The 14,582-nt window shown below is 64.2% G+C and carries 14 protein-coding genes; 8 read left to right on the top strand and 6 right to left on the bottom strand.

The features are described from left to right. Positions 1-2 precede the first annotated feature (2 nt). Positions 3-2,762 carry a DNA polymerase I gene (polA, locus tag JNO50_RS02130; RefSeq protein ID WP_189533916.1) on the bottom strand — a complete coding sequence of 920 codons (2,760 nt, stop codon included), beginning with the start codon at positions 2,760-2,762 and terminating at the stop codon, positions 3-5. A 13-nt stretch (positions 2,763-2,775) separates the two neighbouring features. Here polA and JNO50_RS02125 point away from each other — a divergent pair, with 13 nt between their 5' ends. The 3 genes from JNO50_RS02125 to JNO50_RS02115 are packed head-to-tail and all read left to right on the top strand — an operon-like array spanning position 2,776 to position 4,809. After that, positions 2,776-3,504: an LOG family protein gene (locus JNO50_RS02125; protein WP_189533918.1), complete on the top strand. Its 729-nt coding sequence runs from the start codon at positions 2,776-2,778 to the stop codon at positions 3,502-3,504. Between the two features lie 17 nt (positions 3,505-3,521). Then, positions 3,522-3,860: a DUF2782 domain-containing protein gene (locus JNO50_RS02120; RefSeq protein WP_189533920.1), complete on the top strand. Its 339-nt coding sequence runs from the start codon at positions 3,522-3,524 to the stop codon at positions 3,858-3,860. Positions 3,861-3,870: 10 nt separating this feature from the next. After that, positions 3,871-4,809, top strand: a complete 939-nt coding sequence (locus JNO50_RS02115) for a homoserine kinase (protein WP_189533922.1) — start codon at positions 3,871-3,873, stop codon at positions 4,807-4,809. On the opposite strand, the gene JNO50_RS02110 is transcribed toward JNO50_RS02115, so the two are convergent. After that, entirely contained in the window at positions 4,795-5,676 is an 882-nt protein-coding gene (locus JNO50_RS02110) for a LysR family transcriptional regulator (protein WP_189533924.1), read from the bottom strand. The genes JNO50_RS02115 and JNO50_RS02110 overlap by 15 nt on opposite strands. 99 nt (positions 5,677-5,775) lie before the next feature. Between JNO50_RS02110 and JNO50_RS02105 the strand changes: the two genes are divergently transcribed. Beyond that, positions 5,776-6,801, top strand: a complete 1,026-nt coding sequence (locus JNO50_RS02105; RefSeq protein ID WP_189533926.1) for a YeiH family putative sulfate export transporter — start codon at positions 5,776-5,778, stop codon at positions 6,799-6,801. A gap of 75 nt (positions 6,802-6,876) precedes the next feature. Here JNO50_RS02105 and JNO50_RS02100 read toward each other — a convergent pair whose 3' ends face one another. Beyond that, positions 6,877-7,077 carry a YbdD/YjiX family protein gene (locus JNO50_RS02100; protein ID WP_189533928.1) on the bottom strand — a complete coding sequence of 67 codons (201 nt, stop codon included), beginning with the start codon at positions 7,075-7,077 and terminating at the stop codon, positions 6,877-6,879. Further along, a complete protein-coding gene (locus JNO50_RS02095) occupies positions 7,070-9,136 on the bottom strand; it encodes a carbon starvation CstA family protein (protein ID WP_189533930.1) in 2,067 nt (688 codons plus the stop codon). The genes JNO50_RS02100 and JNO50_RS02095 overlap by 8 nt, the downstream gene beginning before the upstream one ends. Positions 9,137-9,313: 177 nt before the next feature. Between JNO50_RS02095 and JNO50_RS02090 the strand changes: the two genes are divergently transcribed. From JNO50_RS02090 to JNO50_RS02080, 3 genes are all read left to right on the top strand, one after another. Further along, a complete protein-coding gene (locus tag JNO50_RS02090; protein ID WP_189533932.1) occupies positions 9,314-10,012 on the top strand; it encodes a response regulator in 699 nt (232 codons plus the stop codon). Beyond that, positions 10,009-11,388 (top strand): ATP-binding protein, encoded by a 1,380-nt coding sequence (locus JNO50_RS02085; protein WP_189533933.1) that lies wholly within the window; start codon positions 10,009-10,011, stop codon positions 11,386-11,388. Before JNO50_RS02090 ends, JNO50_RS02085 begins: the two co-directional genes overlap by 4 nt. A gap of 75 nt (positions 11,389-11,463) precedes the next feature. Then, complete coding sequence (locus JNO50_RS02080; protein ID WP_189533935.1) at positions 11,464-12,306, top strand: alpha/beta hydrolase; 843 nt, start codon at positions 11,464-11,466, stop codon at positions 12,304-12,306. Here JNO50_RS02080 and JNO50_RS02075 read toward each other — a convergent pair whose 3' ends face one another. After that, positions 12,307-12,918: a glutathione S-transferase family protein gene (locus tag JNO50_RS02075; RefSeq protein ID WP_189533937.1), complete on the bottom strand. Its 612-nt coding sequence runs from the start codon at positions 12,916-12,918 to the stop codon at positions 12,307-12,309. Between the two features lie 82 nt (positions 12,919-13,000). On the opposite strand from JNO50_RS02075, the gene hemF reads away from it, so the two are divergent. Next, positions 13,001-13,909 (top strand): oxygen-dependent coproporphyrinogen oxidase, encoded by a 909-nt coding sequence (gene hemF / locus JNO50_RS02070; RefSeq protein ID WP_189533939.1) that lies wholly within the window; start codon positions 13,001-13,003, stop codon positions 13,907-13,909. A 37-nt stretch (positions 13,910-13,946) separates the two neighbouring features. Here the strand turns inward: hemF and JNO50_RS02065 are convergent, their stop codons facing one another. Further along, positions 13,947-14,555: an FMN-dependent NADH-azoreductase gene (locus JNO50_RS02065; RefSeq protein WP_189533941.1), complete on the bottom strand. Its 609-nt coding sequence runs from the start codon at positions 14,553-14,555 to the stop codon at positions 13,947-13,949. Between the last annotated feature and the right edge of the window lie 27 nt (positions 14,556-14,582).

Raw genomic sequence — 14,582 nt, 5'->3', positions numbered from 1 at the left:
GCTCAGTGGGCGGCTTCCCAGCTCGCCCCGGAGCCGACCTCGGCCAGCAGCGGCACTTTCAGTTCGGCCACCGACGCCATCAGCGTCGGCAACGCCTCGCGCACCGTCGCCAGTTCGGACTCCGCCACTTCCAGCACCAGTTCGTCATGCACCTGCATGACAAGGCGGCTGGCGAGGTTTTCCTGGCGGATCCAGCGTTGCACGGCGATCATCGCCAGCTTGATCAGGTCGGCGGCCGTGCCCTGCATCGGCGCGTTGATCGCGGCGCGTTCGGCGCCGGCCCGGCGCGCCGGATTGGACTGGCGGATCTCGGGCAGATAGAGCCGGCGTCCGAACACCGTTTCCACATAACCTTTTTCACGCGCCATCTCGCGAGTGCGCTGCATATAATCGGCCACCCCCGGATAACGCATGAAATAGCGGTCGATATATTGCTGCGCCGCCGCGCGCTCGATGCCAAGCTGGCTCGCCAGCCCGAACGCCCCCATGCCGTAGATCAGGCCGAAATTGATCGCCTTGGCCGAACGGCGCTGATCCGGCGTCACCTCGTCAAGACCGGCGCCGAACACTTCGGCCGCGGTGGCGCGGTGGATGTCCTCGCCGCCGGCAAAGGCGGCCAGCATGCCCGGATCTTCCGACAGATGGGCCATGATGCGCAGCTCGATCTGCGAGTAGTCGGCCGACACGATGCAAAAACCGGGGCGCGCGATGAACGCTTCGCGCACGCGCCGCCCTTCGGCGGTGCGCACCGGAATGTTCTGCAGGTTGGGATCGGAGCTTGCCAGCCGGCCGGTGATCGCCACGGCCTGGGCGTAATTGGTATGCACCCGCCCGGTATCCTGGCGGATCAGCTGCGGCAGCTTGTCGGTATAGGTGGACTTGAGTTTCGCCAGGCCACGGTATTCCAGAATCAGCTTGGGCAGCGGGTGATCCAGCGCCAGCTTTTCCAGCACTTCCTCGTCGGTGGAGAAACCGCCCGTCGCGGTCTTGCGCACGCCGCGGGTATCGATGCCGAGCTTGCCGAACAGGATTTCCTGCAACTGCTTGGGCGAATTGAGATTGAACGGCTGACCGGCCAGTTCATAGGCCTTGCTCTCCAGCGACAACATCGCCGCGCCAAGCTCGTGGCTTTGCTGGACCAGTTGCTGGCGATCGATCAGCACCCCTTCTCGCTCCATGTCGAACAGCACGTCGGCCGCCGGCAGCTCGATGTCGCGATAGACCTCGCCCAGCCGCCCTTCGAGGCGCGGCGCGAAAAAGTGCGCGAGGCGCAAGGTGATGTCGGCATCCTCCGCCGCGTACCGGGTGGCGGTGTCGATATCGACCGCATCGAATCCGATCTGCTTGGCGCCCTTGCCGCATATCTCCTCGTAGGTAACCGTGGTTTCACCGAGATGACGGCGCGCCAGATCGTCCATATTGTGGCGCTCGTGACTCTCCACCACATAGGAAGCCAGCATGGTGTCATCGACCACGCCGCGCAACGCGATACCATGGTTGGCGAACACGTGACGGTCGTACTTGAGGTTCTGCCCGATCTTGCCGTGGGTTTCACTCTCCAGCCAGGGGCGCAGTTTTTCCAGGACGCGCGCCATGGGCAATTGCTCGGGCACGCCCGGATAGTGGTGAGCCAGCGGCAGGTAGGCCGCCACGCCCGGTTCGATGGAAAAACTGATGCCGACAAGCTTCGCCGACATGTGGTCAAGACTGGTCGTCTCGGTGTCCACCGCCGCCACCGGCGCCGCCATCAGCCTGGCGATCCACGCATCGAGCGCGGCCTCGTCGAGCACGGTTTCGTAACGCCGCTCGGGCGGCGGGGCGGTGACCGGCCCCGGAGCCGGCTCGTCATGGAAGAGATCGCCCGCCGCGGGCCGGGCCAGCGGCGCATCGGGCAGGTCCTGGCCTTCGGTGACCTCGCGGTAGAACGTGCGGAACCCGAAATCCTTGAACAGCACCGCCAGGTGGGCCAGATCGCGCGCCCGATGACGCAACGCCTCGAGATTGTCGTCGGTCAGGTGCTCGGCCAGATCGACATCGCGCCGGATGGTAATCAGGCGCCGCCCCGTCGGCAGCCAGTCGAGCGCCTGGCGCAGGTTTTCCCCGACCTTGCCGGAAACCGAATCGGCGGCGGCCATCACGCCGTCCAGCGAACCATACGCCTCCAGCCATTTCACCGCCGTTTTCGGACCGCACTTGTCGACGCCCGGCACATTGTCGACCTTGTCGCCGATGAGCGTCAGATAATCGACGATCAGGGACGGCGGTACGCCGAACTTCTCCTTGACGCCCGCTTCGTCGAGCATTTCGTTGGTCATGGTGTTGACCAGGGACACCGAGGGGCTGACCAGTTGCGACATGTCCTTGTCGCCGGTCGAGATGATCACCTTCATCCCTTCGGCCTCCGCCCGAGACGCCAGTGTGCCGATCACGTCGTCGGCCTCGACCCCGCCCACGACCAGCATCGGCCAGCCGGAAGCTTGCACCACCTCATGAACCGCCGTAATCTGGGAAGCCAGCTCTTCGGGCATCGGCGGCCGCTGGGCCTTGTAGTCAGGGTACATCTCATCGCGGAAGGTCTTGCCTTTAGCGTCGAAAATGCAGGCGCTATAATCGAACTGAACTTCCTTTTCCAGGCGTCTGAGCATGGTGACCATGCCGTAGATCACCCCTGTCGGCAGTCCGTCCGGGGAGCGCAAATCGGGCATCGCGTGAAAGGCGCGATACAGATAAGAAGAGCCGTCAATCAATAACAGTGTTTTCATAAAGGCAGAGAATATGAGCTTGTCCGATAAATTGCCGCAGACGAGTGACCGCTACGCCATGATGCAGCGTTTTCGCGCACGCGAGGCCTGGCATGTCATGAAAATTCTTTCGGAGTTCGTCGAGTCCGCCGAAGAACTGCAAGCGATCACGCCCGCTGTCAGCATCTTCGGAAGCGCTCGCACCCCCCGGGATCACCGCTATTATAAACTGACGGAAGAGATTGCCCGCCTATTATCCGATTCGGGGTTTTCCGTGCTGTCCGGCGGAGGCCCCGGCATCATGGAAGCCGCCAGCAAAGGGGCGTTCTACGGCAAGAGCCCGTCGGTCGGACTCAACATCGTGCTGCCGCACGAGCAGAAACCCAACGACTACCAGGATCTGAGCCTGCGCTTCAATCATTTCTTTTCCCGCAAGGTCATGTTCGTGAAACATGCCATCGCCTATGTGGTGATGCCGGGAGGTTTCGGCACGCTCGACGAGATGTTCGAAGCGCTCACGCTGGTGCAAACCGGCAAGAGCCGACGCATTCCCATCATCCTCTGTGGCAGTGAATTCTGGCAAGGCTTGCTGGACTGGGTACGCTCCCATCTGGTAGAAGAGAAGATGATCAACCCGGACGACCTGGATCTGATCCGGGTCATCGACGACCCGCACGAGATCGTCGAAACGATTTTCAAGCACTACGAGACCCGCGGTTTCGAAGCGCTCCCCGAAGAGCGCGAACAACTGCTCAACCTATGACGCCACAGGATATTCCCATGCGCCGCTACCTCATTCTGGCCGCCCTTCCCGCTCTGCTCTCCTTGCACGCCCACGCCGCGGGAGAGGCTTCCGCGCCCGCGCGCGCCGTCGTCCCGCCTCCGCCGGCCATTTCCGACGACGCCGCGGCACAGGCCGAACCGGAGGTGCGCATTCTCCAGAAAGGCGAAGAAAAAATCGAGGAATACCGGCTCAACGGCAAGCTGTACATGATCAAGGTGACTCCGGCCATCGGCGCTCCCTATTACCTGATGGACGACGAGGGCAACGGCCAGATGAAAAAAATCGACCAGAACCAGCGGCGCATGATTCCGCAATGGGTTCTGATCCGCTTCTAAGGATAGTTGCATGTCGGTTTACACGGTCGTCGGCGACGAAGCGCTGGCCAACTGGCTGTCGCGTTATCACCTGGGCTCGCTCGTCGAAAGCCGCGGCATCGCCGCGGGCATCACCAATACCAACTACTTCGTCACCACGACGCGCGGCCGCTTCGTCCTCACACTGTTCGAGGATCTGCAGCTGGAGGAGTTGCCCTACTACCTCAATCTGATGAGCCACCTCGCGCGGCACGGCGTCGCCTGCCCGGCGCCGATCGCCGACGACTCCGACCGGTTCGTCTCGCTACTCGAGGGCAAGCCGGCCTGTCTTGTCACCTGCCTGGAAGGCGCCGACATCACGCATCCGTCGCCGCTTCAGTGCAGGAAAGTGGGGGAAATGCTGGCCGCGCTGCACAAGGCGGGCAGCACCTATCCTGCCCGCATGGACAATCCACGCGGGCCATCCTGGTGGAGCCGTGTTTCCACCACGCTTTACGGTTATCTGGATGCCGACGAGGCGGCGAGCCTGCGCGCCGAGCTGCGCTTCCAGGAAAGCCAGCGCTTCCTGCACCTGCCGGCGGGAGTGATCCATGCCGACTTGTTCCGCGACAATGTCTTGATGAAGGGTGACGACATCGCGGGCTTCATCGATTTCTACTATGCCTGCAACGACGTGCTGCTCTACGATGTGGCGATCGCGGTCAATGACTGGGCGCGACGCGACGACGGCACCATCGACGATGATCTGGCTTCCGCCTTCCTCGCGGGGTATCAGTCGTCAAGGCCGTTGTCCTCCGGAGAGATCGAGGCCTGGCCCGCCATGCTGCGCGCCGCCGCGCTGCGTTTCTGGGTATCGCGGCTGCAGGATTACCATGAGCCCTCGCCCGGAGCGATGACCTACACCAAGGACCCGGGGGTATTCCGGCGTCTGGCAGAAGCGCACCGCGGACGCACCTCATTCTGGCTGTGACGCCTCGTCGCCGAAGAAGGCTGCCAGCGCCCGGGTCATCGCCTTGTCGCGGTGCATGATCCGGTACAGGGGGCGTTCGAGCGTCGGCAGGGGCGCATCCACTTCCACCAGCGCCCCGCTGGCGAGCAACTCTTCCGTCACGCAGCGCGACAGGCAGCTCACCCCGAGCCCGGCGGCCACCGATCGCTTGATCGCTTCGGAATCGCCCAGTTCCATCTCCAGATTCACGGTTCCCAGATGAGGCAAAAGCAAGCGCTCGACGACCTCACGCGTGCCGGATCCCGGTTCGCGCAATAACCAGGGTGCCTCGGCCAACTCGCCAAGCGTGACCGGCCGCCCGGCCAGCGGATGCGAGGACGCCACCACCACGCTCAGGCGGTCAAGCTGCCAGGGTTCGACGCGCAACTCGGGATGGTGACACGGCCCCTCGATCAACCCGGCATCGACAGTGAACGACGCCACGGCGTCGACAATCCGCGCGGTATTGGCCACCTCGAGCGTCACTTTCGCGGAGGGCCGCGCCTTGCGAAAGCGCGCGATCAGAGGCGGCAACAGGTAGTTGGCTATCGTGGTGCTGGCCCCCAGCGACAGACTCGCGGCCTCCGAATCGAACAGGCTGCCGAGGTCCCGGGCCTGATCCAGCAACGCCCGCGCCCGCGGGAAAAGCAACCGGCCATGCTCGTTGAGCACCAGCCGTTTGCCCATGCGATCGAAGAGCGCCGCCCCCATCGAAGCCTCCAGCGCCGCCAACGCCTGACTGGCGGACGATTGCCCCAATGCGACGCGTGATGCGGCGCGCGTGACCGACCCACACTCGGCGATCGCCACGAAAATTTCCAGTTCCCGTAAGGAAAACCGCAACACCATAGTGATTTTTCCGATTATTATTATCGATTCAATCTGTTTTACTGCTAAAAAAACGGAGCGTAAAGTACTCTTCGTACTAAATAAAGCACGGAGAGTGCTATGGATCGCCTTCGGATCAGACACACCTTGCCCGGACTCGCCGCCGTTCTGGCCATCGCGTTGGGCAGCCTTGCCTTGGCGGCGCAGCCCGGACTGTCCCGGCACGGTGTTTCGGCCCTGACACTGGCCATCGTGATCGGCATGCTGGCAGGCAACACCGGTTACCCCCGTGTTGCCGGCACGCTGGGAGACGGTGTCGGGCTGGCCAAGCAGACGCTGCTGCGTCTTGGCATCATTCTTTACGGTTTGCGCCTGACGTTTCAGGATATTGCGGCGGTCGGTCCGGCGGGCGTGGCCACGGATGCGCTGATCGTGCTGTCGACCTTCGCGCTGGCCCTCTGGGTCGGCATCCGCTGGCTGGGTCTCGATCGTGACAGCGCCATCCTGATCGGCGCGGGCAGCTCGATCTGCGGCGCCGCCGCGGTACTGGCCTCGGAACCTGTGGTCAAGGGCGGCGCCGACAAAGTCTCCGTCGCCGTCGCGACCGTGGTGGTCTTCGGTACCGCCGGCATGTTCCTCTATCCTCTCGCCTATACCATGGCGCACAGCGCCGGCCTGCCGGTCTCCGCACGGGATTTCGGCCTGTTCGCCGGCTCGACGCTGCACGAGGTCGCCCAAGTGGTCGCGGCGGCTCGCGCTGTCGGCGACGATGCAGCCGGCGTCGCCGTCATCGCCAAGATGATGCGGGTGATGATGCTCGCGCCGTTCCTGATCGTGCTGTCGGCCACCTTGAGCGGCAAAAACACCGGGCGGCAGCGGGCGATCACCATTCCCTGGTTCGCGCTGGGCTTTGTCGGCATGGCGGGACTGAATTCGCTGGATCTGCTGCCCGCGTCGGTGGCGGCGGGACTGATCTGGCTGGACAACCTGTTGCTGGCCATGGCGATGGCCGCGCTCGGCCTCACCACCCATGTGTCGAGCATCCGCAAGGCCGGCATCGCGCCGCTGATCCTGGCCAGTGTGCTGTTCGTCTGGCTGATGGCCGGCGGCATGCTGATCAATCTGGCCATGCAGGCGATGCTGTAAAGACGGACGCGCCCCAAAAAAGAACCCCCCCGCTCATCGGAATGCGCGGGGGGTTCGGTCAGATCGGCCGGCGAGCTAGCAGGGACACTTGCCGGCGTGTTTGCCGCCATGGCGGGCTTCCTGGCAATAGCGCAGGAAGTCCTCCCGGCTCATCACCGGCGCGTCCGGACCGAGCTCGCGCCGCCTGGCCACATAGGTCTCGTAGTCCTTCACCCCCACCATCAGGCGGGCGGTTTGCGCGAGACGACCGAAAAGCTTCGTCACCGTATCACGCATCGGCGCCTCCTTGCCGATACACCGCCGGCACTTCGCGGGCGGTCGGCCAGCGCACGGCGAGCGCGCGGCGCGCCACGCCGATGCCGAACACCAGCATGGAAATCACCACGGCCATAAACAGCGCGGTCAGGGTCGCATCGACATAGTCATTGAAAATCACCTGGTGCATCTCGGCGAGGTTCTTGGCCGGAGCCAGCACCTTGCCTTCGGCGGCGGCCGAGGAGAATTTGCGGGCATGCGCGAGGAAGCTGATCTTCGGATTGGCGTCGAACAGCTTCTGCCAGCCAGCCGTCAGGGTAACGATCAGGAGCCAGACGGTCGGCACCAGCGTGACCCATACGTAGCGGACCCGCTGCATTTTCAGGAGCACCACGGTGGCGAGGGTCAGCGCGATGCCGGCCAGCATCTGGTTGGCGATGCCGAAGAGCGGCCACAGCGTGTTGATGCCGCCCAGCGGATCGACCACGCCCTGATACAGGAAGTAGCCCCACATGCCCACCGCCAGCGCGGTGGCGACCAGGTTGCCGGACAGGGACTCGGTGTTGGCGATCGGTTTGTACACCGTGCCGAGCAGATCCTGGATCATGAAGCGGGTGACGCGGGTGCCGGCATCCACCGTCGTCAGGATGAACAGCGCCTCGAACAGGATGGCGAAGTGATACCAGAGCGCCATCATCGCCTTGCCGCCGATCACGGTGGAAAGGATGTGCGCCATCCCGACCGCCAGCGTCGGCGCCCCGCCTGCGCGCGACAGGATGGTGCCCTCGCCGACATCGCGCGCCATCTGCGTCAGCGCGTCGGGCGTGATGACGAAGCCCCAGCCGGAAATCACCTGCGCCGCCTCGGCGGCGGTCTTGCCGATCACGCCGGCCGGGCTGTTCATCGCGAAATACACGCCCGGATCGAGCACCGAGGCGGCGATCAGCGCCATGATGGCGACGAAGCTTTCCACCAGCATCGCCCCGTAGCCGACCATGCGCGCCTGGTTTTCATTTTCCAGGAGCTTGGGCGTCGTGCCCGAGGCGATCAGCGAGTGGAAACCGGACACCGCGCCGCAGGCGATGGTGATGAACAGGAAGGGGAAGAGGTTACCCGAGAACACCGGTCCCGAGCCGTCGACGAAACGCGTCACGGCCGGCATGGCAAGATCCGGCGAGGCGATCACGATGCCGATGGCCAGGCCGATGATGGTGCCGATCTTCAGGAAGGTGGACAGATAGTCGCGCGGGGCCAGCAGGAGCCAGACCGGCAGCACGGAGGCGATGAAGCCGTAGATCATCAGCGCCCAGGCGAGCGTGGTGCCGTTGAGGGTGAAGAGCGGCGCCAGCGCGGGACTGGCCGCGACCTGGCTGCCGTAGGCGAGCGCCAGCATCAGGAGCACGAAGCCGATCACCGATACCTCGCCGATCCGGCCGGGACGGATATACCGGGTGTAGAACCCCATGAACAGCGCGATCGGGATCGTCGCGGCGATGGCGAAGGTCGTCCACGGGCTGTTGGTGGAGGCCTTCACCACCACGAGCGCCAGAACCGCGAGCAGGATGATCATGATCATCAGGATGCCGACCGAGGCGATAAGCCCCGGCACGGGGCCAAGCTCGGTCTTGATCATGTCGCCCAGCGACTTGCCGTCGCGCCGCACCGACATGAACAGCGTGAGGAAATCCTGCACCGCGCCGGCCAGCATCACGCCGACCAGAATCCACAGGGTTCCCGGCAGATAGCCCATCTGGGCGGCCAGCACCGGGCCGACCAGCGGCCCCGCCCCGGCGATCGCCGCGAAATGGTGGCCGAACGTCACCCACTTGTTGGTGGGGACGTAGTCGAGACCGTCGTTGAACTTCTCGGCGGGGGTCAGCCGCCGCTCGTCCAGTTGCAGCACCTTGTCGGCGATGAACCGGCTATAGAACCGGTAAGCGATGGCGTACACGGACAGCGCCGCCACCACCAGCCACACCGCGCTCACCGTCTCACCGCGGTTCAACGCCACGGTGGCGAAAGCGAACGCGCCCAGCAAGGCGACGGCGATCCAGACCGCCTTATCCCTGATACGTTGCATAGTTGATAGTTCCCTGTATTGACGATGACACCGGACAGCGCCGGCCTATGTTGTTATGACTGCCTTTGTAGTCCCCCGCCTCGTGTTCCTGCCGGCAAACGCATCGTTTGTCAGTCGATCGGGCGGGTGGTTTAGATGCTATCATCACCCCACTTTGTCGGACAGCGCAACCCAACCATGAACACGCATATCCTTCTGGTAGAAGACGACGACAGGCTAGCCGAACTGATCTGCGCCTATCTCGCCAAACACGGCTACCGGGTGGAGCGGATGAGCCGCGGCGACGAGGCCGAAACCGCCATACTTCAGAGCCGTCCCGACCTCGTCATCCTCGATGTGATGCTGCCAGGAAAGGATGGCTTCGCGGTGTGTCGGGATGTCCGGCCGCGCTACACGGGACGCATCCTGATCATGACCGCCCGCGACGAGGGGGTCGATGAAATCCTCGGACTGGAACTGGGCGCCGACGACTACCTCGCCAAACCCGTGGAACCGCGACGCCTGCTGGCGCGGATCCGCGCGCTGCTGCGGCGCGGCGGCGAGGATCCCTCCGCCGACACGCTGGTATTCGGACAGTTTTCCATCTGCCAGGCGACCCGCGAAGCCGCCTGGCGCGGCGCGGCGCTGGAATTGACCACGGCGGAATTCGACCTCTTGTGGATGCTGGCCAGCCAGGCCGGCACGATTCTTTCCCGCGACGACATCATGGCCAAGCTCAGGGGCATCGGATTCGACGGCGCCGACCGCTCCATCGACGCCCGCATTTCAAGGTTGCGCAAGAAACTGCACGACAACCCCGACTCGCCGACCCGCATCAAGACGGTGCGCGGCAAGGGCTATCTGTTCTCGCGCAGCGACTGGGAGCCGGAAAAGTGACCCGCACGACCTACCTGAGAAACCTGTTCCGCCCGTCGCTGACCACGCTGTTTTTCCGTTACTACCTGACCGCGCTTGTCGCGCTGGTGCTCATCATCACCGGGGTCGGTGTCGTCATCGACAAGATCTATGGCGGGATCGATGAGGAAAACGGCCGCAATTTCATGCGCGGCACCGTGACGATGATCGAGACCGAACTGCAGCGCCACCCCGCCGCGCAGTGGGACGACACCCTGCGCCAGCTGGGCAAGTCGTTTTCCTATCCGCTGCAACTGCGCGATCTTGCCCGTGTCGGCGGCTCCGACGCCGCCCTGCGCCAGGAGGTGGCCAACGGCGTGCTGCATGTCGACGCCGACGACATGATCGTCTACCACAGAGTGGGCGACAGCCAGCGGGTGCTCGTGCTGGGACCGCTCGAGGTCACTCAGGACAAGGATGCGCTGCTGTCGGAGGAAAACCACATCCAGATACTGTGGTGGACGCTGACCGGCCTTGGCTTCGGCATCATCGTCTACCTGGGGATCCGCCCGGTCTGGCTCGACCTCGTCGCCGTGCGCATCACCGCGGAAAACCTCGCCGGCGGCGACATGAGCGCACGGGCCGCCCCGGCCAGAAGCTGGCTGGTCTCGCCGCTGGCCAGAGGGCTGAACACCATGGCCGACCATGTGGAGCGTCAACTGGCCACCCAGCAGGCGCTGGCCCATGCCGTCGCCCACGAACTGCGCACACCCATCGCGCGCCTGCGCTTCGGACTGACCATGCTCGACGAAGCCGAAAACACTCAGGAATTCCAGACCTACCGCCACGGCATGGAACGGGACATGGAAGAGCTGGACGAACTTGTTAATGCGAGCCTGCGCTACGCGCGACTCAACCGCGGCGACGTGATCCTGCATCCCGAAGATACGCCGCTGCGCGAATGGTTCGGAGAACTGGCGGAAATGGTCGGGCCACTGACGCCCGAAGGGGTGACGCTGACACTGGCCATCACGGCCGACAGCGGTCTGTTCGACCGGGGGCTGATCTGGGTCGCCACCCGCAATTTGCTCGTCAATGCCCTGCGCTACGCGAAAAGCCAGGTCCGTCTGTCCGTCAGCCTGGCGGGCGGCGTACTGACCCTCGCCGTCGACGACGACGGACCCGGCATACCGGAGGCGGACCGCGCCGCGATCTTCGATCCGTTTCACCGGCTGGACAGCAGCCGGGACCGCAGCACCGGCGGATATGGCCTGGGACTGTCGTTCGTGCGGCTCATCGCCCAGCACCATGGGGGACAGGCGCATGTCGGCGACTCGCCGCTGGGAGGCGCGCGCTTCACCGTTACCCTTCCTGGACAAGACAAATACGGATCACTGTCACAGACCGTCACACTTTAAGGACACAGTCTAAACGGACACAGCGCGGCGGCGGGAAGACAATGCAAGCTGTCCTACACGCTTGCCTTACAAGAAATGACGCCCCTCTCAGAACAACCCGCCGTCCTGCTTGTCCACGGGCTTGGCGGAACCGAATACGATTTGGGATCACTGGCGAAGCGTCTTGCCGAAACCGGCTTCGCCACCTCCGTGCCTTGCCTTCCCGGGCATGGCGGAACGCCATCGGACCTGCTCGAGGTACGGCTGGAAGATTGGCTTGACACCGTCACGTCGGAATACCGGGCGTTGCGCTCCCGCCACCGCACCGTGCATCTGGCGGGATTCTGCCTGGGCGCGTTGATCGCCCTCGAGGTGGCGCGGCTCACGGATCATCGGGACAACCTGCTGCTCCTGTCCCCGCCCCTGTTCCTCGACGGCTGGGCGTTGCCGTCCCTGACCTGGGCGCGGCACTTCGTGTATCCCTTCCGGCGCTTCACCGACCACTACCGCATCGACGAGGCGGATCCCTTCGGCATCAAGAATGCCCGCATCCGCGGCCTGATCCGCAAACGCTTCGCCAGGGGCGACCGTTTCCACTATCCCTATGTGCCCCTGACGACCATACGCCAGGTGGATCGCCTGCGGCGTACGCTGTTGCGCGGCATGGGAGCCGTCAAGGCGCCGACCATGATCATGCACGCGGAGGAGGATGAAATCACCAGTCTGCGCTCCGCGCAATGCATCGCCGGCCGGATCGGCGGCCCGTGCAAGCTGATCGTGCTGAACGACAGCTACCACATGATTCTGGTCGACAACGAACGTGAGGCGGTGATGAAGCTGTCGCTGGAGTTTTTCGGGGCGCCGGACGACGCGCCGCCCCGCCCGGAAGCGGCGCCGCAAGAGGCGAGCGGCTGGCGCCACCAGGCCCTGCCGGTCTGATCACGCCGACGGAACGGTCATCCCGCGCCGAACGGCAGGGCGTTCACCCACCAGACGGCTCCAGCGTTCCACATTAGGGTAATCGGCAAGATCGATACCGTGCCAGTCATGGCGCGCCGCCCACGGATACAGGGCGATGTCCGCGATCGAGTAGGCCTCGCCGGCCACATAGAGGCTGCGCGCCAATTGCCCGTCGAGCACGCCGTACAAACGCGCGGCCTCGTTGCGGTAGCGCTCGATCGCATACGCGATCGGCTCGGGCGCATAACGCATGAAGTGATGCGCCTGCCCCAGCATCGGACCGAATCCCCCCATCTGGAACATCAGCCATTGCAGCGTCGCATAGCGCTCCGGACCGGCTTCCGGCAGCAGTTTCCCGTATTTTTCCGCGAGATAGACCAGGATGGCGCCCGACTCGAAGACGGATTGTCCCGTATCGTGGTCGACGATGGCGGGAATCTTGTTGTTGGGGCTGATCGCCAGAAAGCCGGGATCGAATTGCTCGTCGCGGCCGATATCGACGGTCTTGACCTCATAATCGAGGCCGAGCTCTTCGAGCATGATGGAGATTTTCCGGCCATTGGGTGTACCCCAGGTATACAACGTAATCATGATGACTCCCGGTGAGGGTGGTGAGGGGGGAAAACAACACGGTAAAATATGGGCCCACTACCCGCCGCCTTCAAGGAACACCATGTCGCAACCGGATATCGCCGTCGTCAAAACCTACCTTCTTGACTTGCAGGAGCGCATTTGCGCCGCGCTCGAACAGGCCGACGGCCGGGCGCGGTTCCGCGAAGAGACCTGGGAGCGGGCCGAAGGCGGCGGCGGGCGCACGCGCGTGCTGACCGGCGGCGCGGTCTTCGAGCAGGCCGGCGTCAACTTTTCCCATGTGAGCGGCGGCCACCTGCCCGCCTCGGCCACGGCGCACCGCCCGGAGCTCGCCGGACGCCGCTTCGAGGCCATGGGCGTCTCCTTGGTCATCCACCCGGAGAACCCCCACGTTCCGACCAGCCACGCCAATGTGCGCTTCTTTATCGCCAGCCGCGACGGCGAAGCGCCGGTGTGGTGGTTCGGAGGCGGGTTCGATCTGACACCGTTCTATCCGGTTCTCGACGATGTGCGGCACTGGCACGGCGTGGCACGCGATCTGTGTCGTCCTTTCGGCGAGGACGTCTATCCGCGCTACAAGGCCTGGTGCGACGAGTATTTCTTCCTGAAACACCGCAACGAAGCGCGCGGCGTGGGCGGCTTGTTCTTCGATGACTTGAACGCCGGCGGTTTCACCGACAGCTTCGCCTTTCTGCGCGCCGTCGGCGACGGCTACCTCGACGCCTATCTGCCGATCGTCGAGCGCCGCAAATCGACACCGTGGACAGAGGCGCAACGCCAGTTCCAGCTTTACCGGCGCGGTCGCTATGTGGAATTCAACCTGGTCTGGGACCGCGGCACGCTATTCGGACTGCAAAGCGGCGGACGGACGGAGTCGATCCTCATGTCCATGCCGCCGCTGGTGCGCTGGGAATACGGGTATCACCCCGAGCCGGGCTCGCCCGAAGAGCGGCTCTACACCGATTTTCTTCCGGCGCGCGACTGGGTGTGAGCCATGGCCCCTCCCGTCGGGGAAGGGGCGGCCCCGGTCAGACCGTCAGCCCGGCGATCGCCTCGCGCGCCATGGCGAGCGCTGTGGCGCGTTTGTCATCGCCCATGTTCACCGCCTCGGCGCGAATGATGTTGACGTTGTCGATGCCGACAAAGCCGAACACGGTGCGCAGGTAGTCTTCCTGGAAATCCATCGCGCGGCCCGCCTCGTTGCTGTATACCCCGCCGCGCGATGACGCGATGATCACCGTCTTGCCACCGGCCAGTCCGACCGGGCCTTGTTCGGTGTACTTGAACGTGCGGCCGGCCGCGCAGATGCGGTCGATCCAGCTTTTGAGTTGCGAGGGGATGGAGAAGTTGTACATCGGCGCACCGATCACCACCACATCGGCGGCCAGAAACTCGTTGATCAGCGCATCGGTCAGGGCGCGCTCGCGCTTTTGCCGCTCATTCCACTCGGCCTCCGGCACAAAAGCCGCGCCCAGGATTTCCCCGGACAGGTGGGCGATCTCGCTGGTGGCCAGGTCACGGTAGGTGATATTGGCCGCCGGGTGGCGCGCGGCGAGGCCGGTGACGATGTTCGAGGTCAGGTCGCGGGAAACGGAGTTGCCGCCGAGGATGCTGGTGTCGATGTGCAGAACGTTCATGATGGTGTTCCCTATGTGTTGTGTGTT

It is taken from the genome of Paludibacterium paludis (assembly GCF_018802605.1).
GTDB classification, from domain to species: domain Bacteria; phylum Pseudomonadota; class Gammaproteobacteria; order Burkholderiales; family Chromobacteriaceae; genus Paludibacterium; species Paludibacterium paludis.
This window is presented reverse-complemented; position numbering and strand designations above follow the sequence as displayed.

What these genes read in the sequence shown, in the direction of transcription:
- JNO50_RS02095 (WP_189533930.1), bottom strand. Translation starts at nt 9,136, where the DNA reads ATGCAACGTATCAGGGATAAGGCGGTCTGGATCGCCGTCGCCTTGCTG.
- JNO50_RS02125 (WP_189533918.1), top strand. Translation starts at nt 2,776, where the DNA reads ATGAGCTTGTCCGATAAATTGCCGCAGACGAGTGACCGCTACGCCATG.
- JNO50_RS02080 (WP_189533935.1), top strand. Translation starts at nt 11,464, where the DNA reads ATGACGCCCCTCTCAGAACAACCCGCCGTCCTGCTTGTCCACGGGCTT.
- JNO50_RS02065 (WP_189533941.1), bottom strand. Translation starts at nt 14,555, where the DNA reads ATGAACGTTCTGCACATCGACACCAGCATCCTCGGCGGCAACTCCGTT.
- JNO50_RS02100 (WP_189533928.1), bottom strand. Translation starts at nt 7,077, where the DNA reads ATGCGTGATACGGTGACGAAGCTTTTCGGTCGTCTCGCGCAAACCGCC.
- JNO50_RS02105 (WP_189533926.1), top strand. Translation starts at nt 5,776, where the DNA reads ATGGATCGCCTTCGGATCAGACACACCTTGCCCGGACTCGCCGCCGTT.
- polA (WP_189533916.1), bottom strand. Translation starts at nt 2,762, where the DNA reads ATGAAAACACTGTTATTGATTGACGGCTCTTCTTATCTGTATCGCGCC.
- JNO50_RS02110 (WP_189533924.1), bottom strand. Translation starts at nt 5,676, where the DNA reads ATGGTGTTGCGGTTTTCCTTACGGGAACTGGAAATTTTCGTGGCGATC.
- JNO50_RS02115 (WP_189533922.1), top strand. Translation starts at nt 3,871, where the DNA reads ATGTCGGTTTACACGGTCGTCGGCGACGAAGCGCTGGCCAACTGGCTG.
- JNO50_RS02120 (WP_189533920.1), top strand. Translation starts at nt 3,522, where the DNA reads ATGCGCCGCTACCTCATTCTGGCCGCCCTTCCCGCTCTGCTCTCCTTG.
- hemF (WP_189533939.1), top strand. Translation starts at nt 13,001, where the DNA reads ATGTCGCAACCGGATATCGCCGTCGTCAAAACCTACCTTCTTGACTTG.
- JNO50_RS02090 (WP_189533932.1), top strand. Translation starts at nt 9,314, where the DNA reads ATGAACACGCATATCCTTCTGGTAGAAGACGACGACAGGCTAGCCGAA.
- JNO50_RS02075 (WP_189533937.1), bottom strand. Translation starts at nt 12,918, where the DNA reads ATGATTACGTTGTATACCTGGGGTACACCCAATGGCCGGAAAATCTCC.